Source organism: Roseivirga sp. UBA1976, from assembly GCF_002336325.1.
In the GTDB taxonomy this organism is placed as follows: Bacteria; Bacteroidota; Bacteroidia; order Cytophagales; family Cyclobacteriaceae; genus Roseivirga; species Roseivirga thermotolerans.
This window is the reverse complement of sequence record NZ_DDDQ01000039.1, coordinates 42,123-62,609: the sequence shown is the minus strand read 5'-3', so window position 1 is coordinate 62,609 and position 20,487 is coordinate 42,123. Positions and strand designations below refer to the sequence as shown.

Sequence of the window (20,487 nt, the reverse complement as noted above, 5' to 3'; positions counted from 1 at the left end):
ATGAGTAAAAAAGTAACAGTGCTTGGAGCCGGGCTTGTTGGCACATTGCTCTCCATCTTTCTAGCCAAAAGAGGCTATAATGTTCATGCCTATGAAGGACGCCCGGACCTCCGGAAATCTCAATTGGAAGGCGGTCGTTCTATCAACCTGGCCTTGAGCCATAGAGGACTTAAAGCACTGAAGGCCGTGGGGCTGGAAGACGAAATTAAAGCCCGATGCATACCAATGCCCGGTAGAATGATACATGATACGGCCGGCAATTTGGACTTTCATCCCTACGGAAAGGAAGGACAGTTTATCAACTCCGTTTCGCGCAGCGGACTCAATGAACTATTGCTTAATGAAGCCGAAAAAGCAGGTGTTTACCTCCATTTTGAACACCGATGTAACCGGGTAGATCATCAAACAACCACGGCCTACTTTACTACACCCCAAGGAAGTATTGAAGTAAACTCCGATTTTGTGTTTGGGGCCGATGGCGCCTTTAGCGCTTTGAGAAATTCGTTTATGCGCACCGATAGGTTCAACTATGAGCAGCACTATATAACGGCCGGTTACAAAGAACTTCATATTCCGGCCACCACTAAGGGCGAGTTTGCTATGGACCCCCATGCCCTGCACATTTGGCCAAGAGGTAAGTTTATGCTCATTGCCTTGCCTAATTTAGACAAGAGCTTTACGGTAACTCTTTTTCTTCCCTTTGAAGAAGAAAACTCTTTTGCAAGTTTGCAGAGCCCTGACCAGGTTCTGACATTCTTTAACCGTGAATTTGCCGATGCTGTACCCTTAATGCCCGACTTTGTAGAAGACTTCTTCAGCAACCCAACTTCGGGCTTGGTTACAGTGCGGTGCTATCCGTGGGTAAAACAAAACTGTGCCCTTATTGGCGATGCCGCTCACGCCATAGTTCCGTTTTACGGACAGGGCATGAATGCGGGGTTTGAAGACTGTCATGTGCTAAACCAACTGCTTGAAGAACTAGGAACCTTGAATGCCGAGGTACTTAGCCGGTATCAGGAACTGCGCAAGCCGGACGCTGAGGCCATAGCCGATTTGGCCCTATACAACTTTATAGAAATGCGCGACAAGGTGGCCGACCCTAAATTCGTTCTTCAAAAAAAGATTGAAAAGCGACTGAATGAGCTCTACCCTAATCAATGGCTTCCGCTCTACTCAATGGTAACCTTCAGTGATCTTCGTTATTCCGAGGCCCTGGAAATTGGGCGGAAGCAACAGAAGATTATGGATAAGGTAATGGAGCAAGAGAGTCTTGAGGAACATTGGCAGAGCCTGGATTTTGAGTCGATTGTCAGGCAATTGTAAATCTCGAACGCTCCATTATCGGTGTACGCCCTTTCATTAACTTAAAAGTCCTGTTAAAGTTCGAAAGGTTATTAAAACCCACTTCATAAGCAATTTGGGCGATAGGCATTTCAGAATTTTTGAGCAATTCAGTGGCTTTCTGCAGCCTGATTTCATTGAGGAAGTTGAGATAGGTTTTTCGGGTGTGCTGTTTAAAATAACGGCAAAAGGCTGCCTTGTTCATGTGGACCACTTCGGCCACTTCTTCTAATTGAATGGGACGGTGATAGTTTTCCAGAGTGAACTTAAAAACATCGTCTAACCTTCGGCCATGTTGTTCTTTTAAAGGCTTTTGAGGCCACTGGCTTAATACCTGAGACTCTGTTATTCCGAATTCATCAACTAAGCAGAGAATTTGGCCAAGTCTGGAAAGCGGGTTGGCCTCAAATACTGCATTCATCTGGTGAATCAGCTTTGGGCTGGCAGTAGGGTTTATCTTTAAGCCACGATCCGCGGCCAACAGCAAGCCCTCTAACTGACTCAATTCAGGGAAAACAGACTGTCCCTTTTTTACAAGGTCTGGTTTAAAGAAGATAGTTTTGGCCAAAACCCGTTTGTCCGCTTGCTGGTAATATTCCGCTTTGCTTCTGAAAACATGGGGCACATTACTGCCAATTAAGTAAACCTCATTGGGCATGAATTCTCCCAGGTAGTCTCCATAAATAAGCGTTCCTTCCCCCTTCACAATCCATGTTAGCTGCAACTCCGGGTGCTGATGGAGCTTGTCGTAGAAATAAGGCTCATCATCAATTTGCAAATGGAATGAGCTGTTTTCAACCTTCGGAATTTTGAAAGGAAGAACTTTCATCAAGGAAATCTAAATATTTTAAGCAGAACAAAATTATTTCATTGTTAAAATAAACTTGACTTGATATGTCCACTTTGAAAGATTCTAATCCACTATTTAAAATATAATTTTGCATTTTTTATATTTATTTTTTGATTTTAATTTTTATTATAAAATTTATAAACTAAGTTCATCTCACTTTCAGCTCCGGAAAAAAGAAAGAATGACGCTCATCCTGCCGCTTGGCGAACGAACAAATAGCAGACACAGTACTAATTCATCCATTAATTCTAAGAATAGTATAGTAGCTGCTTAAGGAGTAATGCCGAAAAGCCTTAAGTGAGTAGGCTTCAAATAAACAAATAACAAATCATGAGAAAAATTCTAAGTGTTGCCTTACTTGTTATAGGCATGATCTCTTTCAGTGCTACTGCACATGCCACGAAATGGACGTATAGCTTCACAGAAAACGTTCAGGGTTGTGAAATAACTCACGAATATTGTGATAGAAAATTTTTATCAACTGACGGATGTGAATATGGAGATACCAGAGCCGTTTTTGATGCAACTAGTTCTGCATGTGTCAATATGTTGATGATGTCGGAAAGAGAATGATAGGTTTGAAAGTCAATTTTCTATTAAAAAAGCGTAACCAAAAAGGTCACGCTTTTAATGCAAGAGTTATTCCTTTTTTGTCCTGCTTTTCAGTGTTTATTTTCTCTTGTGAAAAGGGAAAAGAAAAGTTATACAAGGAAGGCAAAATAGATGACTATGAATACCACGATACCAAACTCCAGATTGTAGATACACTAATATTAGGAGAAAACGACTTTTTTGATCCATCATCAGCCAACTTAACTTATGAGAAAGAAGGGGAATACTATTGTTTTGTAAGCCGTGGAGGTGTTATCAGGGTCTACGATAAATCAGGGAAAATTAAATTCCTTTTCGATAAAAAGAATCTTGAGAATCATTATGAATATCCAAACTCACTTCCAATCGCTTATGAATATATGCCAAAGGAAAATAAAGCATTATTACTGTTTGCTGGAAACCCCACATTATTCATTGTTAATGAGTTTGGGAAAATTGACCAAAAAATTAATCTTGAATTTCCAGAAGATTTATGGTTTCTTAAAATACCACATTTAGAATATTCAAATCATGAGAAGTTAGTTTACATATCAGTTGGTAACATAATAGGTATTAACAATTCAAAAGAGTTCTTTCAGAAATCCCCTCTCATGGCTGCGTTTAACTTGGAAGGAAAGTTCATCAAGAGTATAGGAGCATTTCCTAAAAATCTAGCAGAGGTAGGTCAATTTAGTCAAACACCCTTTCAGTTCTTTAGATATAGCCAAATAGACAACAAACACTATTTCTTATTTGACCATGAGGACAAACTGAGGGTCTATAAAGATGACAATCAGCTTGAGCTCATTAGTGTAAGAGCTTCACATAGATCATATACCTTCAACCCTTCTAGTATTCCATTTTACTCTGAAGAAAGACTTCCAGCACCTACAAATGACCTCAATCATTTCTTTGTAAAAGAAATGGGTAAAAATATTTTTTATCTAGGCTACCAACGATTATTAAAATCTCATGGAGATAATGATGTCTACCTAATGAAAGTAAATCTTGATAAAAAAACAGCGTATGAAGTGAATCTCTCTAAAACGTTTATAGGCCCCTTTAATCCAAAATTATCAGGAGTTATTGAAAGCGATACATTAGAATTTTTTCTAAGCAGCGCTTTTAGTGATAAAGTTCAAGTGGTTAAAGCAATAATGGATATTAAATGAGAATATACGTAGCACTAACCTTTAAATTGATTTTTGTCAACTTTTGTGTAGCTCAAGAACAATTGCCATTTCTTGATAGTAAAGACTCGATCATTGTTTTTAAGCAAAATGGAGAATTATACCTATCCACTGAAGATCTGGTTACTATTGATGAGTTTATCATTTTAGAGAACTATAAGTTGATAACATCAGTAAAGTTTCCAGGTCAGGTTTTTATCTATGACCAGAATAACCTTCTACACGATAAGATAGAATTAAAAGGACATCGTGAACCTGCTGTTTCTGGTCTTTACCAAATGGATAACAAAGCCTTTTTTGCGGCAAGGCCTGAAAATAGCCATCAATACAGAATAGATTTTATATCTGGAAAAACAAGGGTCAAGAAAATTAAACTGCAATATGAGTCTTCTAAAAAGGTCTACTATCAAAAAGAGATTAATACACCCAACGGTCATCTTTTGATACATTTTGACTCCTATGGTATTAAGTCCAATGGACATGAAATTGAAGCAGCTGTTCTATTTAAAAAGGCCAATGAAGAACTAGATACCATTTCAGTAATCCATAAAACCAGTGAAACAACTTTCTTGAACCCTTACAAAAGTATAAACTATCAAGTTTCCTCAATCGACAACAACAAATTCTATGCGATTCAAAACTTCAGAGAAGGCAAAGTGATAGTACTTAGTGAGTCAGGTGAACCAATAAATGAACTAGACCTAAAACAGGTAGCTTCTGATACTGATTCAAAACTTATTTATGGATACTTTGCTGGTCAATACGACTACTTTTCCAGAGTCGTTAGTGATGATTTTACTAAATCGAGTTACCTGTATATAGGAGTCTCAAAGGCCTCCAAGTCAAATGGGCTTATTTTCAAATGGAACAGCGATTCTAAAAGCTGGGAAAAGCTACCACTTAAAAACCTACCTTTCTTAAATATTCTTGCCATCAGGGATTCAACCTTCTATTTTAAATTAAAGATCAACGAATCTCAGCAAGGAATCTACAAGTCAGCTTTTCAAAAGTGGGAATAGTTTCACCGCTATCGGATGTAAGCTTCCCTTTGGTTCGGTCCATTCAAAATTGGAGTTTTGATTAATTAAGGCAGCATACTCATTAGGTGTTTTATATCCGAGAGATTTGTGTGGTCTGTTTTGGTCGTAATCCAACATCCAATCATGAACGGTTTTACTCGCTTCATCTAAGTTGAAAAAACCATATACATTGAGTATAGAAACAAGTCAGTAAGTCAGGTGGTTAATTTTTTGCATAATCCATACTAATGAAACCCATTTTTGGCATAATTCTGAAAACAATGAGCATATATATTTTATGCTCATTGTTTTCGTTTTCACTGGTTAGTCTATTGGATTTTTTAGAAGAAAGCGCAAGAATTTTAGGATTAATAACCGCACCTTTAACCTTTGCTCTTCTGGCTTTTTTAACACAGAGGTATACAACGAATAAATTTTTGATCTGTTTAAATTTAACAATAGTGCTTCTTCTCCTAAAAAGTGAGCTGCTCATATTATATTTCGAAGCATGCGATATATCTAACAAGCACAACTTCCTTACCGGAACCATATCATTTTCTTGTGTGGCAGCTAGCATTTACTTAATCTTTCGGGTTTTCAAAAGTAAATTATCAAAGATAGATATTGGGCTAGTTGTTACTTCGATACTGTTTTTTGAATTTGCATCTAGGGTAGAATATTTGAGTTTGTTATCCCTTCTTTATTCTCTCTAAATTCAGGCATAAGTACAAAACGGATTTTTAAAATAAATGGGGCTAGCCCTATTTGTTTTATACCATAATATATACTTGTCTTATGTGAAATAATACAAACAGTCAAACCCTGCTCAATGATATCCAATTGAATCATTATCAAAAGCTGAATTCTCCAAGGCATTATTGCCTGTCTTATAGGTGTCCGCAGGGGTGCGACCTGTCGCAAACCTAGAAGGAACACCTACAAGAGGGCGAACAGTCGGTCAATACAGAGGAATACGGATAAAGGGTGATGGCGGAGGCTCTGGCTATTGTAGCCCAGGAAAGGATGGAAGAGGAAAGCAGTGCTTGTCAATTCCTCCGGGTTACGGTTGCACTGGAAATGAGTTCATTTAGGAAATTGAGGCGGAATAAACTTGAACGGATCACCTTATTGGAGCAATTCTATTGCTCCAATAATTATTTTTAAATTATAGAGCTACTCATTGAGCACTATACCCATGGAATGTAAAACACTTACTAACAAGCCATGTCATTGGTTAAACATCCAAAAATGGTTATAAGCTAAGCAAAAAAGGGTTTTCAAATAGGATCTCCTGAGTCTTGCCACTTAATTAAGCAACCCTACCAAACTAATGAAGTTATATTGTCTTTTTATTCTAATAATCTTTTTGATTTTGTTTTCTTGTTCAAAAGAAAACAAAATCAATTCAACAGATTGGAACCATAAAAAAACCAGCACATTAGCACCATCTAGCTCAATTATTCTAACGTTGGATTCCACTCAAGGACTATTTAACAATAACCTCAACCAGTTCGAGTATAAAGGAAAAACATTCTTCACCTTTTTTAATCAACTAACTGGTAACCTGCACTACTATGACGCTGACAGCGGCAAGTCGTTTAAGGTTGTATCATTTCAAAGTGAGGGACCTGATGGTATCGGGAATCGCAAAGACCTTATTGCCCATCTACCCATTGGCATGGACTCGGTATTTATCTACAACGGCTGGGAACTCAGGGCCTTTCTATTTAATGAAAGGGGTGAAAAACTGAGAACATACAACTTTGGTGAATCTGACCTTTTCCGCTCCAATGGTCCATTCAATATTGCGATAACCAACGACAACCGATTATATAGACATGGGAAAAAGATTTACATAAACGCTCAGGGATTACCCGACACCAACTTTGGCAACAAACCCGTTCTACTTGAGTTAAACCTGGCCACTGAAAATTTAACAGGCCTCATTTTCCCTCCTCAATCATACGCAACACACTGCTGGGGCATTAATTACTCCACCAATACCTTCAGCTGCTACGCTGAAAAAAGAAAGGAATTCATTATCAGTTATGGAATAGAACCTCATATATACACTTACTCCCAAGATGGACAGTTGAATAAAAAGCTCACTCTAGGTTCAGAATACTTCAACAACATTAAGCCCTACTCTTCTAACCTCTCCGACTATATGGACATGTCTACTTATGAAGAAAGGAGTAACATCAGCCAAATGAACCCCAAGTATTATAAAATACTCTACTTTCCAAATGCTAAGGAAGAGTACTTTATCCGCGAAACTTTTCTTCCAAGGAGTAAGGAGGAAATTCAATCGGGAGCATCCCACTTAAGAAAAACATTTATCATTGCCGACAGACACCTACAAAAGATTGGTGAGTATAAAGTACCCAAGCAGTATACCACTTCGGTTTTCTTTACCTCTAAGGAAGGAATATACATTGCCGATTTTGAGCATTACATGGAGAATGAGGGAGTAATTAAGTTCGATTTACTCATCCCACAACGAGTGAGCGAAGCGAAGCAGAAATGATTATGCAAATATTTCATCACTATTGATCAATTTCTAAGAAGCAGAGCTCTATTAGCTACAGTAGCTTTGAGAAAAATTTAAGCTATGAAAGTGAATTGGGAAGGGGTGTACCCGGCTGTTACCACCAAATTTACGGCAGACGACCGCCTTGATCATGAAATGTTTGCTAAAAACATCGAAGCCCAGCTAAGCGCAGGAGTTGACGGAATAATACTTGGAGGCACTCTTGGAGAGGCCAGCTCATTGATGGAAGACGAGAAAGATGAACTTGTAAAGTACACTGCAGAGCTGGCTAAAGGTAAGGTGCCGGTAGTAATGAATATTGCCGAGCAAACCACCAAAGGAGCCATAAAAGCAGCAGAAAAGGCCAAAGCCAATGGAGCCAATGGCTTGATGATGTTGCCTCCTATGCGTTATAAAGCCGATGATCACGAAACGGTAACTTACTTTAAAGCAGTGGCCCAATCCACCGACTTGCCCATAATGATCTACAACAATCCGATAGACTATAAGATTGAGGTAACCCTGGATATGTTCGAGTCGCTAATGGAGTGTGAAAATATACAGGCCGTTAAAGAGTCAACCCGAGACATCTCTAACGTTACCCGAATGAGAAACCGCTTTGGCGACCGGTTCAAAATACTTTCAGGAGTAGACACTCTTGCTTTGGAGAGCATGCTCATGGGTGCCGATGGATGGGTTGCGGGGCTGGTATGTGCCTTTCCTGCCGAAACCGTTGCCATATATCGATTGCAAAAAGCGGGGAAAATCAAGGAAGCCAGAGACATATACCGCTGGTTTTTACCGCTTCTTGAACTGGACATTAATTCCAAACTTGTTCAAAACATTAAACTGGCCGAAGTGGCAATCGGTATAGGTACAGAAAATGTGAGAGCACCCAGACTCCCCCTACATGGAGAGGAAAGAAAAAAAGTGCTTCAAATTATTGATGAGGGTTTGAAAAACCGACCGGTTCTGCCAGATTATCTCAATATTTAGAGAAGCTAAGTCAGGATCGTCACCTTGTCCCGAGACTTCGGGATCAGGGTCTTCTCAGAATTAGGTTACAATTTCCTTACGATTCTGAAACAAACTTGCTTGTGGGCAGACCCGTTCGGAATGACATCGGGTTAGAACAGAGGTAAATTAAAGTTTTATCTTTTGACCTCCACCATTCTGAAGGGACAATCCTAAACTTTGAAAGCGAACCTGACGGACAAAAAAATATAAATTAAACTAACCATACGCCCTTGAAAAAGAGGTTCTTTTGTATCGATGCCCATACCTGTGGCAACCCCGTGAGACTCGTTGCCGGTGGGGGGCCTCCTTTGGAAGGCGCAACCATGCGCGAAAAAAGATTGCACTTCATGGAGAAGTATGACTGGATTCGCAGAGGACTCATGTTTGAACCTCGCGGGCACGACATGATGTCCGGATCCATACTTTACCCACCTTCCGACCCACAAAACGATATCGGTGTGTTGTATATCGAAACCAGTGGTTGCCTACCCATGTGCGGGCATGGTACCATCGGCACCGTTACCATAATGCTGGAAGAAGGACTGGTTAGTCCAAAGACACCCGGCATATTGCGCTTAGAGACACCTGCGGGGCTGGTAGTGGCCGAATATGTTCAGGAGGGTTATGAAGTTAAGTCTGTAAAAATCACCAACATTGCCTCCTATTTACACCAAAGCAAAATAGAGGTTGACTGCCCCCAGTTGGGTCGGCTACAGGTAGACGTGGCCTATGGTGGTAACTTCTATGCCATTGTAGAAACACAAGAAAACTATAGCGATTTGGCCGACTATTCGGCTCTCGAACTTGTGCGTTGGAGTCGAGCCATTCGAGCCAGACTCAATGAACAGCACAAATTTATTCATCCCATCGATGAAAAAATTCAGGGTCTTTCTCATGTAATGTGGACCGGCCAACCCACGCAGCCTGGGTCTGACGCCCGCAATGCTGTCTTCTATGGCGAAAAAGCCATAGACCGTTCGCCTTGTGGCACAGGCACTTCTGCACGTATGGCGCAGCTAGCTGCCCATGGAAAACTCAAAAAAGGTGATAAATTCGTTCATGAAAGCATAATCGGGAGTCAGTTTGTGGGTAGGGTAGAAGAACAAACCCAGTGTGGCGATCGGCCAGCCATTATTCCAAGTATTGAAGGCTGGGCCAAAATAACCGGCTACAACACCATATTGATTGACGACTCCGACCCTTATGCTTATGGGTTTAGCGTAATATAAATGAGTACACAACGGGTTTTAGTAGTAGGCGCAGGCATTGTAGGGCTTAGCACCGCGTATTATCTACAAAAGCGAGGGCTACAGGTAGAAATTATTGATGCCGGAGATGGCAATAATAACTGTTCATTTGGCAACGCGGGCTACGTTTCTCCGAGCCATCTTATTCCTTTGGCTTCACCCGGTATCATTAGCCAGGGGCTGCGCTGGATGCTGAATCCGGAAAGCCCATTTTATATTAAACCCAGACTCAACAGCGATCTGCTGCGCTGGGGCTGGTTGTTTAAGAAAGCAGCTACCCATGGCAAAGTACAGGCGGCAGCTCCGGTACTGCGCGACCTGATGGTAAAATCACAGCAGCTTTATGAGCAAATCATTCATGAAGAGCAAATTGATGCAGGCTACAAAAAGCCCGGCTTGCTGATGATCTGTAAAACGGAGCAAACCTTAAAGCATGAAGTAGAACTGGTAGAAATGGCCCAGAAGATGGGACTGGAAGCAGAAGTACTCACACGCGAGGAAACGGAACGCCTGGAACCTGCCGTGAAATACGACATGCATGGGTCTGTCTATTTTGCCTGCGATGCCTGGATGACCCCACACCAGTTTATGAAGTTGTTTCAGCAAAAGGTAGCAGCACTAGGCGTCAAAATTCATTATGGGCAAACACTAACAAAGTTGGTGCGCGACAATGGAAGAATAACCCGCGTAACTACACAAGACAACAGCTTTGAAGCCGATCATGTGGTGATAACAGCCGGCTCCTGGTCTCCCCTTCTGGCCAAGCAAGTGGGGTTGAACATTCCTCTCCAGCCGGGAAAAGGCTATAGCTTTATGCTCAACAATCCACCCAAAATGACTTCGTTGCCGGCCATTTTAGTAGAAGGCAGGTTAGCTACTACGCCCATGCAGGACGGCTTACGTTTTGCAGGAACCATGGAACTTTCCGGTCACAATCATGACATTCGACAAAACCGTATCAACGGAATTGTAAAGAGCATTAAAGAGTTTATGCCCGACTTCCGCGATGTAGACTTCAGCACCGTTAAACCCTGGGCGGGGCTGCGCCCTTGCACGCCTGACGGATTGCCATACATAGGAGGCACCAAAAAAGCCAATAACCTGTACATTGGCACCGGCCACGCCATGTTGGGCTGGACCCTTGGCCCAGTAACCGGACACCTTTTGGCCGAACAAATAACAGAGAAAAAGATGTCTATTCAATCTCCCCTAATTGGGGTAGACCGCTATGCTTAAAATATTTTAGTATTTTGCTCTCAATTAAAGAGCGAATTAGTCCTCTGGTAAACAAAAAAACCCTTCTTTGGTTTTTATCCTTTGGATTCAATTGAATTCGTTCGGATTTTAGGAAGCCTCAACCTCCAATTTTCAGACTACTAATCCATGGCCAAAACTGCTATTGTTATTGGTTCAGGGATAGCCGGTATTGCCGCTGCTATTCGCCTGGCCAAAAGAGGTTATACGGTTTCTGTATTCGAAGCCAACAACTACCCCGGAGGTAAGCTTTCCGAAATCCGGCTTGGAGCTTATCGCTTTGATGCCGGCCCCTCTCTGTTTACCCTTCCTGCTTTGGTAGATGAGCTTTTTGAACTTTGTGGCATGAATCCGGCCGACTCATTTGTTTATGAGCAACTGGATGAAACTTGCCGCTACTTCTTCCCGGATGGCATCAAGCTTACAGCCTGGGCCGACAGAGAAAAGCTAAAACAAGAGTTTCTTGAAAAACTTAACGAGCCCAAAGAAAATGTAGAAGCCGCCTTAAACCAAAGCCAGTGGTTATACAGTCAACTGGCTCCACTCTTTATAGAAAAAAGCCTTCACAAGCCCGGTACATGGTTGAGTACAAAGGCCTTTGCGGCCTACTCCCGGTTACATAAATTCGATTTTAACCGAACCATGCACGAAGCCAATTCCAAGCGGTTCGAAAACGAAAAAACCACACAACTTTTCAACCGATATGCCACATACAATGGTTCTGACCCATACCAAACACCAGCCACACTTAACATCATTCCTCATCTGGAATTTGGTATTGGTGCCTATTTCCCCAAGGGGGGTATGCACAGCATTACCCAGACTTTGTATGAATTAGCAGAAAAGGTTGGCGTTCGGTTTTACTTCAATACTACCGTACAAAAAATTGTGGTGCACAACGGCACGGCTAAGGGAATAGACACCCACATGGGCTTTCATAAGGCCGACAGAATTGTGTGTAATATGGATATGGTTGCGGCTTATAGAACATTGCTGAAAGATCAACATCAACCTAAAAAGTTATTGAACCAACCCAAGTCCAGCTCTGCCCTTATTTTCTACTGGGGCATAAAAAAAAGCTTTCCTCAATTAGGCTTACACAACATCTTCTTTACTTCTGACTACAAGCGCGAATTCGAACATATATTCGATAAAGGCAGCCTTTTTAAAGACCCAACTGTTTATGTGAACATAACTTCCGTTATGAATCCGTCCGATGCTCCAAGCGGTTGCCAGAATTGGTTTACCATGATTAATGTACCCAACAACCAGGGGCAAGATTGGGACTACCTGATACAATATGCCCGAAAGGCTATCATTAATAAGCTTTCTGAAAACCTCGGCACCAACATAGAATCTTTTATTGAAGAGGAGTCGGTGTTAGACCCCAGACTTATTGAGTTAAAAACAAGTAGCGTAGCTGGTGCTCTCTACGGAAATAGCTCTAACAACAAGTTTGCTGCTTTTCTAAGGCATCCCAATTTTTCTTCCAAAATCAGGCATCTCTATTTTTGCGGAGGCAGTGTACACCCTGGCGGAGGGATACCTCTTTGTCTTTCGTCAGCAAAACTGGTGGATGAACTAATGAATCAGTGATGCCTCTACTATCTGTGTACTATCGGCCTCTTGGTTAGAGTAGAAGGCTCTGTACTGAGTGTACCGATGCATAATTTGCTTTACATAGTTTACCGGCTCCGAACCACGACAATAGCCAAACTGAACCACAGGGTCGGTATAATATTCAGACGTTGATTTCTTAATTAAATACTTAGCTACAACCTCCCAACTGGTTGGGTCTTCACCAAATTTCTCGGCCAGCTTCATGGCATCTCTTACGTGTCCCTGCCCTACATTATAGGCTCCCAAGCTAAAGCGCAGTCGCTCTTCTTCGTCTTCGATCTCATTTTCCCAATACGTCATAAGCCACTTCAAATGGTTTACTCCGGCTTCAATGTTTTCTTCCGGATTGTACACATCTTCAACCTCATACTCATCAATTACCTGAGAGGTAAGTTGCATTAACCCCTTAGCCCCAGCCCATGATTCTACCCTGGGATTGAACTTGGATTCCTGATATATTACCGAGGCCAAAAGCAACCAATCTATACCTAAACCGCTGGCGGCATCCATAATTATTTCATCGTAAGGAGATATTTTACCCTGGCTGATAGAAGAGTAATCGCTGGTAGCCCGTATTCTCTGGTTTTTGCTACTTCTAAAATACTTGTCGTAAATCACGTAAAAATCGGGCTCTCGCTTCATGGCCTGAAGCCATTGGTCTGCGGCCTCTTTGAGTTGCAGGCTGTTTTTGCGCAAGGCCCAGGCAATCTGTTGGGGAAAACTCAGTTCGGTGGAAACGTCCAGAATCGGGTTATAACTCACATTAATGAGAGCCACATCCTCATCGGCCACCGTATAGTCTATTTCTCCGGTAGCCACCTGCTTAATGAGTGACTCGGTGTCTACATCGCCTTCAATTTCCACTATATGAATATCTGCTCCTATTTCGTCTGAAAGGTTCTCAAGGCGCTCGGCAAATGAGGAGCCTTTTCTCACATGCACAGTTTCTCCAGCCAAGTCTAAGGGATTACGAATAAGCGAGGCATCAATCTGATGTTGCTTTAACTGGCGCCAGTTGTCCGGTTTCTTTTGCACCAACACTTGCCTTACCGTATTGTGCGGCTCTGTAAAGGCCACTCGCTCTGCTCGTTCACGAGTAATGGCCAGGTGATAGGCCATCAGGTCGGCTTCACCATTGTTCAACATTTCAAAAGCCTTCTCCAAGTTGGGAGTAAGTACAATCTGAAGCTCTACCTTAAGCGATTTAGCAAAACGTGTTAGTAGCTCATATTCATAGCCCATTGGACGGCCCCTGTATATAAAGTAGCTGGTTGTGCTGTTGTCTACTACCGCAATGAGGCTACCCCGCTGTTTGATCTGCTCCAGATCAAAGAAAACGGGCTCTTCTTTAGCCACTTGCTGGCCCCCTTTGCCACCTTGACCATTCGAGCAGGCCAACAAAAAAGAGGAAACTAACAAGCTGAATATCAATGAACTATTCTTGATTCTGAAAAGCATCATGTCCTTCAATAAAACCCGAAAAACCGCAATTGGTTTATTTTCAGGTTGAAAGAAGATAATGAGAACGGCTCAGAAATTCAAACGAATACCCTATTGAAGGTTGTTACCAGCCAGTCTGTTAAGTTCTATTTCCTGTACTTTTACACTAAAAGAAGCCTGGATTTTGCGCAACTCGGCCTGAACGAAGTTAATCTGGGCTTCACGAATTTCAAGCGGTGTAGCATTGCCCAGTTTGTATCGTTCCAAAGCAATATCATAGTTCTCCTCAGCAATGGAAAAGTTCTGCTCTTCCAATGCCCTAAGGGATATGCTGTTTTGGTAATTAATGAAGGCCTTTCTTAAATCCGACTCTAATTGAAGCTTCATGTTTTCAATTTCCAACTCACGGGTTTCAATTTGAATTTGAGCATTCTGCATACGCCTCTTCACATCGAAACCGTTCAGAATATTCCATGAGGCAGTTATCCCATAATTAATCCCTTTTGAGGTATTGCTAATGAGGAAACCGGCATCGGAGTTACGATCGTTAAAGTTGTAACCGAAATTGAGGGATAACTGAGGAAATCTTTCTGCTCCAATTTCTTTGCTCTGCAAATAGGCAATTTCCCGGTTGCGTTGAGCTCTCAAAAGACCGGGGTTATTGAGTTGTGCGCTTGCCAACAGGCTCTCAATTTGCAGGCTTTCATTGGCTGAAAAGTTAGCATCTGTTTCGTATTGTGCATCCAGTCCGGTGCCCATTAGCCTATTCAGATCTACCTGCGCATTAAAGACCACTTCTTTCTGGTTGAGTACGTTAGACTGATCGGCATTATAGTCTACCTGTGCCTGCAGATAGTCCAGCTTAGAGGTTTTTCCTACTTCATATCGGGTTTTGGCCAGTTCTACCCGGTCGGCCGAAAGCTTTAAAGCCTCTTCCAATACCCGAAGTCTCTCTTTTTCTAATACCAGGCGGTAGTAGGCCGTAGAAATTTGCGCTATGGTATTTTCAATCTGAATCTTCAGATCATCTTCGGCCAGGCCCATGGTTTCGGCTATACGGTCTCGGGTATGAAACATCCCCAGGCCATTGAAAATAGTCCACCTCAAATTGGGACTCACATCTAGTGTATTCGATTTGGCCCCATTGATTTCTCTCGGGGAGTCATCATTCACAAACTGCTGTCTCACATTGGTGTTCGAAAAGCTTTTGCCGGCAGTAATGCTCACTTGTGGCAAAAAGGCACCAACACTTTTCTCGTAGTCGTTTGTGGTTTGTTCCACAGCCTTCTCCGAAATTTTAATGTTAAGATTCTTTTCTAGTCCAATGCTCACTGCCTGCTGCAGACTCAGCTTTTCCTGTGCATGCAGCATGGTAGAAACTAAAACTAAGAGGATATAGCTAATAACTTTCTTCATAACTAAACGGTAGTTCTGGCCAATCTACTTTTCTTGCTGGTGAAATAAGAATACATGGCCGGGATCACATAAAGTGTAAGAATGGTAGAAAACACCAACCCACCTATGATGGCCACTCCCATAGACACCCTGCTTTCTGCCCCCGCACCCAAAGCCAGGGCTAAGGGCAAAATGCCAAGGATGGTCGAAAAAGAGGTCATAAGAATTGGGCGGAAGCGAGATTTTGAAGCATCGAGAATTGCCTCAGTTACACTGAGCCCCTGGGCCTTTCGCTGATTGGCGAACTCTACTATCAGTATTCCGTTTTTGGAAACCAAGCCAACCAGCATTATAATACCTATTTGGCTAAAAATGTTGAGTGACTCTTCGTATCTCCACAGCACCAGCAGGGCTCCTGCCAAAGCCAGTGGAACGGTGAACATAATGATAAGCGGGTCGACAAAACTTTCGAACTGAGCCGAGAGCACGAGGTAGATAAGTACGAGAGCAAAGCCAAAAGCAAAATATAAGCTGTTGGTGCTTTCTCTAAACTCACGAGACTGGCCAGCCAGGTCAGTCTGGAAAGACTCATCGAGCACCTCTTCGGCCACACGATCCATAGCCTCTATACCCTGACCTGTAGTTACTTTTGGGGCCAAACTAGCCGAAACGGTAGCTGAAGCAAAACGATTGAACCGGTAAAGTTGTGGGGGAGAGCTACTCTCTGTGAGCGTAACAAGGTTATCTAACTGAATAAGATTACCCTGGCTATTTCTCACATATAGCGTTTTAAGGTCTAGCGGATCGTTTCTGTTTTCTCTATCTACCTGACCAATAATCTGGTATTGCTTTCCGTCTAAAATGAAGAAGCCAAAACGCTGGCCGGAAAGACCCAGTTGCAGTGTTTGTGCAATATCGCGCACCGAGAGTCCAAGCGATCGCGCTTTCTCCCGATCGATTTCTATTTTTATCTCAGGCTTGTTGAATTTGAGGTCGAGGTTTACAAAAGTGAACTCAGGAGCCTGCTGAGCCTTTAGCATAAACTCCGGCAACACTTCTTTTAGCTTTTCCAGATTGGGTGCCTGAATAACGTATTGTATAGGAAAGCCCGAACCTCTCCGGTCACCAATGGTAGCAGGCTGCGAAAGAAAAGCCCGTGCTTCTGTATACTTATTGATTTTAGGGGTAAAATCGTCTACTATTTCCTGTTGCGATCGCTCTCTTTCATCCGGGTCTTTAAGAATTATGAAGAAACGGGCAGAGTTTACGGCACTGTTTCCAAAGCCGGGAGAGGTCACAGTGATGATGGCGCTCTTTTCCGGAACTTCCTTTTCTATGGCCGTAATCACACTGTCAACATAGCGATCCATGTATTCGAAAGTGGCCCCTTCAGGGCCGGTAGCAAAACCCCTGATACTGGAACGATCTTCCAAAGGGGCTATCTCTTCAGGAATTCTGTTGCCTGTCAAAAAGAGGGCAATCATTCCTCCTGATAGAAGCACAACTACAAAGGCCATCCAGCGCACTTTCATAAAAGACTCCAACGAGTTGGCATATAGCTTATTGAGGCTTACGAAGAATGGCTCGGTAACATTGTAGAACCAGTTGTGTGTTTCTCTTTTCTTAAGAATTCGGGTACTCATCATAGGTGTGAGCGTAAGGGCTACGAACGATGAAATAACTACTGCTCCAGCCACCACCACTCCGAATTCGCGGAAAAGCCTACCGGTAAGGCCTTGTAAAAAGATTACCGGCATAAACACAGCTACCAACGCCACTGTAGTGGAAATTACAGCAAAGAATATTTCGCTGGCGCCTTTCACTCCCGCCTCTTGCGGCTCTAGCCCATCTTCTATTTTTGAGTATATGTTTTCCAATACTACAATGGTATCGTCAACCACCAAACCAATGGCTAACACTATACCCAGCAGGGTAAGTACATTGATGGAAAAACCGGAAACATACATGATAAAGAATGCTCCGATTAGCGAAATAGGGATGGTGGCTATAGGAATAACGGTCGTGCGCCAGTCTCTCAGAAAGAGAAAAATAATAACAACCACCAGCGCAAAAGCTACAATAATGGTTTGCTGAACCTCTGTAATGGACTCTCGGATATAGGTTGTATTATCGAATCCAATACCCACCTCAATGTCGGCCGGAAGATCCTTTTTTATTTGCTCTATTCGCTCGTAAAAAGCATCGGCAATTTCTATGTTGTTCGACCCGGGCTGAGTAACAACGGCTATACCCACCATGGGTACTCCATTACGTTTTAGAATGGTTCTCTCATTTTCAGGCGCCAACACAGCCCTTCCAATGTCTCTAAACCTCACAATGACATCTCCCTGCTCTTTCACAATGAGGTTGTTGTACTCTTCGGGAGTATTAATTCGCCCGATGGTTCTCACGGTAAGCTCCGTTTCGGCCCCTTCTACTCTGCCCGAAGGTAGTTCTACATTGTCTCGGTTTACAGCATTAAGAACATCCAGCGGAGTAAGCTCGTAAGCGGCAAGTTTATCAGGATCCATCCACAAACGCATAGAATAACGTTTTGATCCCCAAACCTGCACCGAGCTTACTCCTTGGATGGTTTGCACACGCTCTTTGAATATATTTTCTGCCAGAAGAGTAAGCTCCAGCAGGTCTCTTTCACTACTAAAAATGTTGAGAAAAATAATTGGTCCTGAATCCGCATCAGCCTTCGAAACATTCGGAGGCTCCACATCGGGAGGCAGTCTGCGTACCACACCGGCAACCTTATCGCGCACGTCATTTGCCGCGGCCTCCAGGTCTACTCCCAAATCGAACTCGGCACTTATACTACTCCCACCATCTCTACTTATGGAGGTGAGGGTTTTTATACCGGCTATGCTGTTAAGGGCTTCTTCCAGAGGTTCTGTAATCTGAGACTCAATAATTTCGGCATTAGCCCCGGTGTAGGAGGTAGAAACCGATATAACCGGAGGGTCTACGCTAGGGAATTCTCTTACGCCCAAAAAGAGAAACCCAATGATACCGAAGATAACGATAACAATGTTCATTACCAGTGCTAACACTGGCCTCTTGATGCTTATAGTAGATAAACTGGCCATACTAGTTTTTCACTGAATTGATTTGAATAGCTGCTCCGGGTCTTATTTGCAACAGTCCTGAAGTAATGACAGAGTCTCGGGGTTCAATACCGCTTATGATCTGAACTTCTTCATCAGTTCGGATACCTATCTCTACATTGTTGATCACTGCCTTTCCGCCTTTGGCCAGGTAAATTCTATGGCCATTAAGCTCAGGAATTACTGAGACCGCAGGAACCATGAGCGCATTGTCTATACTTTCCATCACCAACTCTATTTTGGCAAACTGGCCAGGCATTAGCTGGTTGTCTTTGTTATCGGCAAGAGCTCTCAACTTGAGCGTTCGTGTAGTTTCGTCTATTCGTGGTTCTATGGCGTATACTTCACCTTCGAAAATCTTGTTGGAGGCATCGGTTGTAAAGTTGATTTTATCACCTTTCTGAACCTTACCGGCATATTTACCGGGAATAGCAAAGTCCACCTTCATTGGGTTAAGGTTGTAGAGGTTGGTTATTACCGTACCGTTGGTTATATAAGCTCCTTCGCTTATCTGACGAAGCCCCAGCACACCATCAAAAGGTGCACGTATGGATAGTTTTTCCAGCTGGGCTTCTACCAGCTTAATATCTGCAGAGGTTGTGTTCAGGTTGGTTAATGCAATATCATACTCTTCTTGACTTATGGCCTCTTTCTGGAGGAGCTTTTGCTGGCGAGCTTCTGTTTCGCGCGCCAACTGGTTGCTATAACGCAGCTTTTCCAGTTGGGCTCTCAGTTCATCGTCTTTCAGGCTTATGAGCAGATCTCCTTTTTTTACTCGTTGCCCTTCCTGAAAATGAATTTTCATTACCAATCCGGAAACTTCACTCTTCAGTTCAATGGATTCATTCGGTAAAATACTTCCGGTAATCTTTATTTTATTTTCGATGTACTTTGGTTTGGCCACACTAATATTTACGGGTAGTGCGCCACCACCACGAGCGGCTACCGGAGCGACTTGACTTTCAGAACCGGTTATCTCATCCAATCGCGGATATACGGCCCAGGCAGCCACCGCCAGAATAATCACTAGTATGACAGCGATTCTCGATACTTTACTCATTAGTTTAAGGTCGTTTTAAAAGAATTTGAATCGATAAACTCCATCGCCATCCGATTAAATACGTCTGGCTGTTCTACGTTGCACACATGTCCACAGTCGGGGATTACGCGCAGGTAGGCGTTGGAATGTTTTGTTACCAAGTCCATTACCTGGGGCAAAAACATATAGTCTTCATTGCCCATTAAGTAAAGGGTTGGTAATCGGGTATCGTTCTCGTTGAAGTATTTGAGTAGCGGGTTCAGTTTATAGGTGAGTTTGAACCAGCGAATGAATTCTTTCTGACAAAGCTTTTTGGCTTGATTGGCAAAGAGTATGCGCGACTCCTGATTTCGTTTGCGAGGCATAATAATCCAGGCGAAAAGCTTGTAGAGCCACATGTAGGGTATAATTCTTTTGGTAGCATTGCCCACACCTACCAACACTTTGGAGCGAATATTTAGGCGGGTAACGGCTCCTCCCATAACCAGGGAGCTTACTCGTTGGGGGGCAATTTCGCAAAGCGTGCGCATAAGAATTGTTCCCAGCGATATACCTACAAAGTGGGACTTTTTAATTTTAAGATGGTCGAGTACCTCAAGTATGTCTTTGGCTATGTTTTCAAAATTATACTCGTTGGTAAAGTAGCGCCTGAATATTTCCTGCGATTTTCCATGCCCTCTTAAATCGAGTAGCAACACGTTGTAGTGTTTCTTAAATGATTTTATCTGTTTGAACCAGATAGAGGAGCTGCCTCCGGCACCGTGCACAAAGGTGACCCACTCTGCCGAGGTAGAATGTTCGTATGTTTTATAATATAACATAGCCGCTAGATGCAAACTTA

The 20,487-nt window shown here is 42.6% G+C and carries 16 protein-coding genes; 8 read left to right on the top strand and 8 right to left on the bottom strand.

What is annotated here, in order from left to right; all coding sequences use genetic code 11:
* The gene (locus B3763_RS03825) at positions 1 to 1,323 is read left to right on the top strand and encodes an FAD-dependent oxidoreductase (protein WP_286743858.1); all 1,323 of its coding nucleotides are present in this window, start codon (positions 1 to 3) and stop codon (positions 1,321 to 1,323) included.
* On the opposite strand, the gene B3763_RS03820 is transcribed toward B3763_RS03825, so the two are convergent.
* On the bottom strand, positions 1,310 to 2,170 hold the full coding sequence (locus B3763_RS03820; protein WP_286743855.1) for an AraC family transcriptional regulator: 861 nt from the start codon (positions 2,168 to 2,170) through the stop codon (positions 1,310 to 1,312). The genes B3763_RS03825 and B3763_RS03820 overlap by 14 nt on opposite strands.
* Before the next feature lie 590 nt (positions 2,171 to 2,760).
* Between B3763_RS03820 and B3763_RS03815 the strand changes: the two genes are divergently transcribed.
* Both B3763_RS03815 and B3763_RS03810 read left to right on the top strand, forming a co-directional pair.
* Positions 2,761 to 3,954, top strand: coding sequence for a hypothetical protein (locus tag B3763_RS03815; protein WP_286743852.1), 1,194 nt, complete (start codon positions 2,761 to 2,763; stop codon positions 3,952 to 3,954).
* Positions 3,951 to 4,991: a hypothetical protein gene (locus B3763_RS03810; protein ID WP_286743850.1), complete on the top strand. Its 1,041-nt coding sequence runs from the start codon at positions 3,951 to 3,953 to the stop codon at positions 4,989 to 4,991. The genes B3763_RS03815 and B3763_RS03810 overlap by 4 nt, the downstream gene beginning before the upstream one ends.
* On the opposite strand, the gene B3763_RS19030 is transcribed toward B3763_RS03810, so the two are convergent.
* Together B3763_RS19030 and B3763_RS03805 are read right to left on the bottom strand one after the other, a co-directional pair.
* The gene (locus B3763_RS19030; RefSeq protein ID WP_353884908.1) at positions 4,968 to 5,189 is read right to left on the bottom strand and encodes an integrase core domain-containing protein; all 222 of its coding nucleotides are present in this window, start codon (positions 5,187 to 5,189) and stop codon (positions 4,968 to 4,970) included. The two genes, B3763_RS03810 and B3763_RS19030, sit on opposite strands and share 24 nt — an antisense overlap.
* 25 nt (positions 5,190 to 5,214) lie before the next feature.
* Positions 5,215 to 5,568: a hypothetical protein gene (locus B3763_RS03805; protein ID WP_286743848.1), complete on the bottom strand. Its 354-nt coding sequence runs from the start codon at positions 5,566 to 5,568 to the stop codon at positions 5,215 to 5,217.
* Between the two features lie 891 nt (positions 5,569 to 6,459).
* On the opposite strand from B3763_RS03805, the gene B3763_RS03800 reads away from it, so the two are divergent.
* From B3763_RS03800 to crtD, 5 genes are all read left to right on the top strand, one after another.
* Positions 6,460 to 7,518, top strand: coding sequence for a DUF4221 family protein (locus B3763_RS03800; RefSeq protein ID WP_348655135.1), 1,059 nt, complete (start codon positions 6,460 to 6,462; stop codon positions 7,516 to 7,518).
* 84 nt (positions 7,519 to 7,602) lie between these two features.
* Positions 7,603 to 8,517: a dihydrodipicolinate synthase family protein gene (locus B3763_RS03795; protein ID WP_286743843.1), complete on the top strand. Its 915-nt coding sequence runs from the start codon at positions 7,603 to 7,605 to the stop codon at positions 8,515 to 8,517.
* A gap of 251 nt (positions 8,518 to 8,768) precedes the next feature.
* Positions 8,769 to 9,767, top strand: a complete 999-nt coding sequence (locus tag B3763_RS03790) for a 4-hydroxyproline epimerase (RefSeq protein ID WP_189629114.1) — start codon at positions 8,769 to 8,771, stop codon at positions 9,765 to 9,767.
* Positions 9,768 to 11,021 carry an NAD(P)/FAD-dependent oxidoreductase gene (locus B3763_RS03785; RefSeq protein WP_189629113.1) on the top strand — a complete coding sequence of 418 codons (1,254 nt, stop codon included), beginning with the start codon at positions 9,768 to 9,770 and terminating at the stop codon, positions 11,019 to 11,021.
* A 147-nt stretch (positions 11,022 to 11,168) separates the two neighbouring features.
* Positions 11,169 to 12,635 carry a 1-hydroxycarotenoid 3,4-desaturase CrtD gene (gene crtD / locus B3763_RS03780; RefSeq protein WP_286743837.1) on the top strand — a complete coding sequence of 489 codons (1,467 nt, stop codon included), beginning with the start codon at positions 11,169 to 11,171 and terminating at the stop codon, positions 12,633 to 12,635.
* Here crtD and B3763_RS03775 read toward each other — a convergent pair.
* The 5 genes from B3763_RS03775 to B3763_RS03755 form a co-directional block, all read right to left on the bottom strand.
* Positions 12,621 to 14,015, bottom strand: a complete 1,395-nt coding sequence (locus B3763_RS03775) for a transglycosylase SLT domain-containing protein (RefSeq protein WP_189629111.1) — start codon at positions 14,013 to 14,015, stop codon at positions 12,621 to 12,623. The two genes, crtD and B3763_RS03775, sit on opposite strands and share 15 nt — an antisense overlap.
* Before the next feature lie 195 nt (positions 14,016 to 14,210).
* On the bottom strand, positions 14,211 to 15,515 hold the full coding sequence (locus tag B3763_RS03770; protein ID WP_286743832.1) for a TolC family protein: 1,305 nt from the start codon (positions 15,513 to 15,515) through the stop codon (positions 14,211 to 14,213).
* Positions 15,516 to 15,517: 2 nt separating this feature from the next.
* Positions 15,518 to 18,589: an efflux RND transporter permease subunit gene (locus B3763_RS03765; RefSeq protein ID WP_286743830.1), complete on the bottom strand. Its 3,072-nt coding sequence runs from the start codon at positions 18,587 to 18,589 to the stop codon at positions 15,518 to 15,520.
* Between the two features lies 1 nt (position 18,590).
* Positions 18,591 to 19,667: an efflux RND transporter periplasmic adaptor subunit gene (locus B3763_RS03760; protein WP_286743828.1), complete on the bottom strand. Its 1,077-nt coding sequence runs from the start codon at positions 19,665 to 19,667 to the stop codon at positions 18,591 to 18,593.
* Positions 19,667 to 20,467 (bottom strand): alpha/beta fold hydrolase, encoded by an 801-nt coding sequence (locus tag B3763_RS03755; RefSeq protein ID WP_189629107.1) that lies wholly within the window; start codon positions 20,465 to 20,467, stop codon positions 19,667 to 19,669. The genes B3763_RS03760 and B3763_RS03755 overlap by 1 nt, the downstream gene beginning before the upstream one ends.
* Positions 20,468 to 20,487 lie beyond the last annotated feature (20 nt).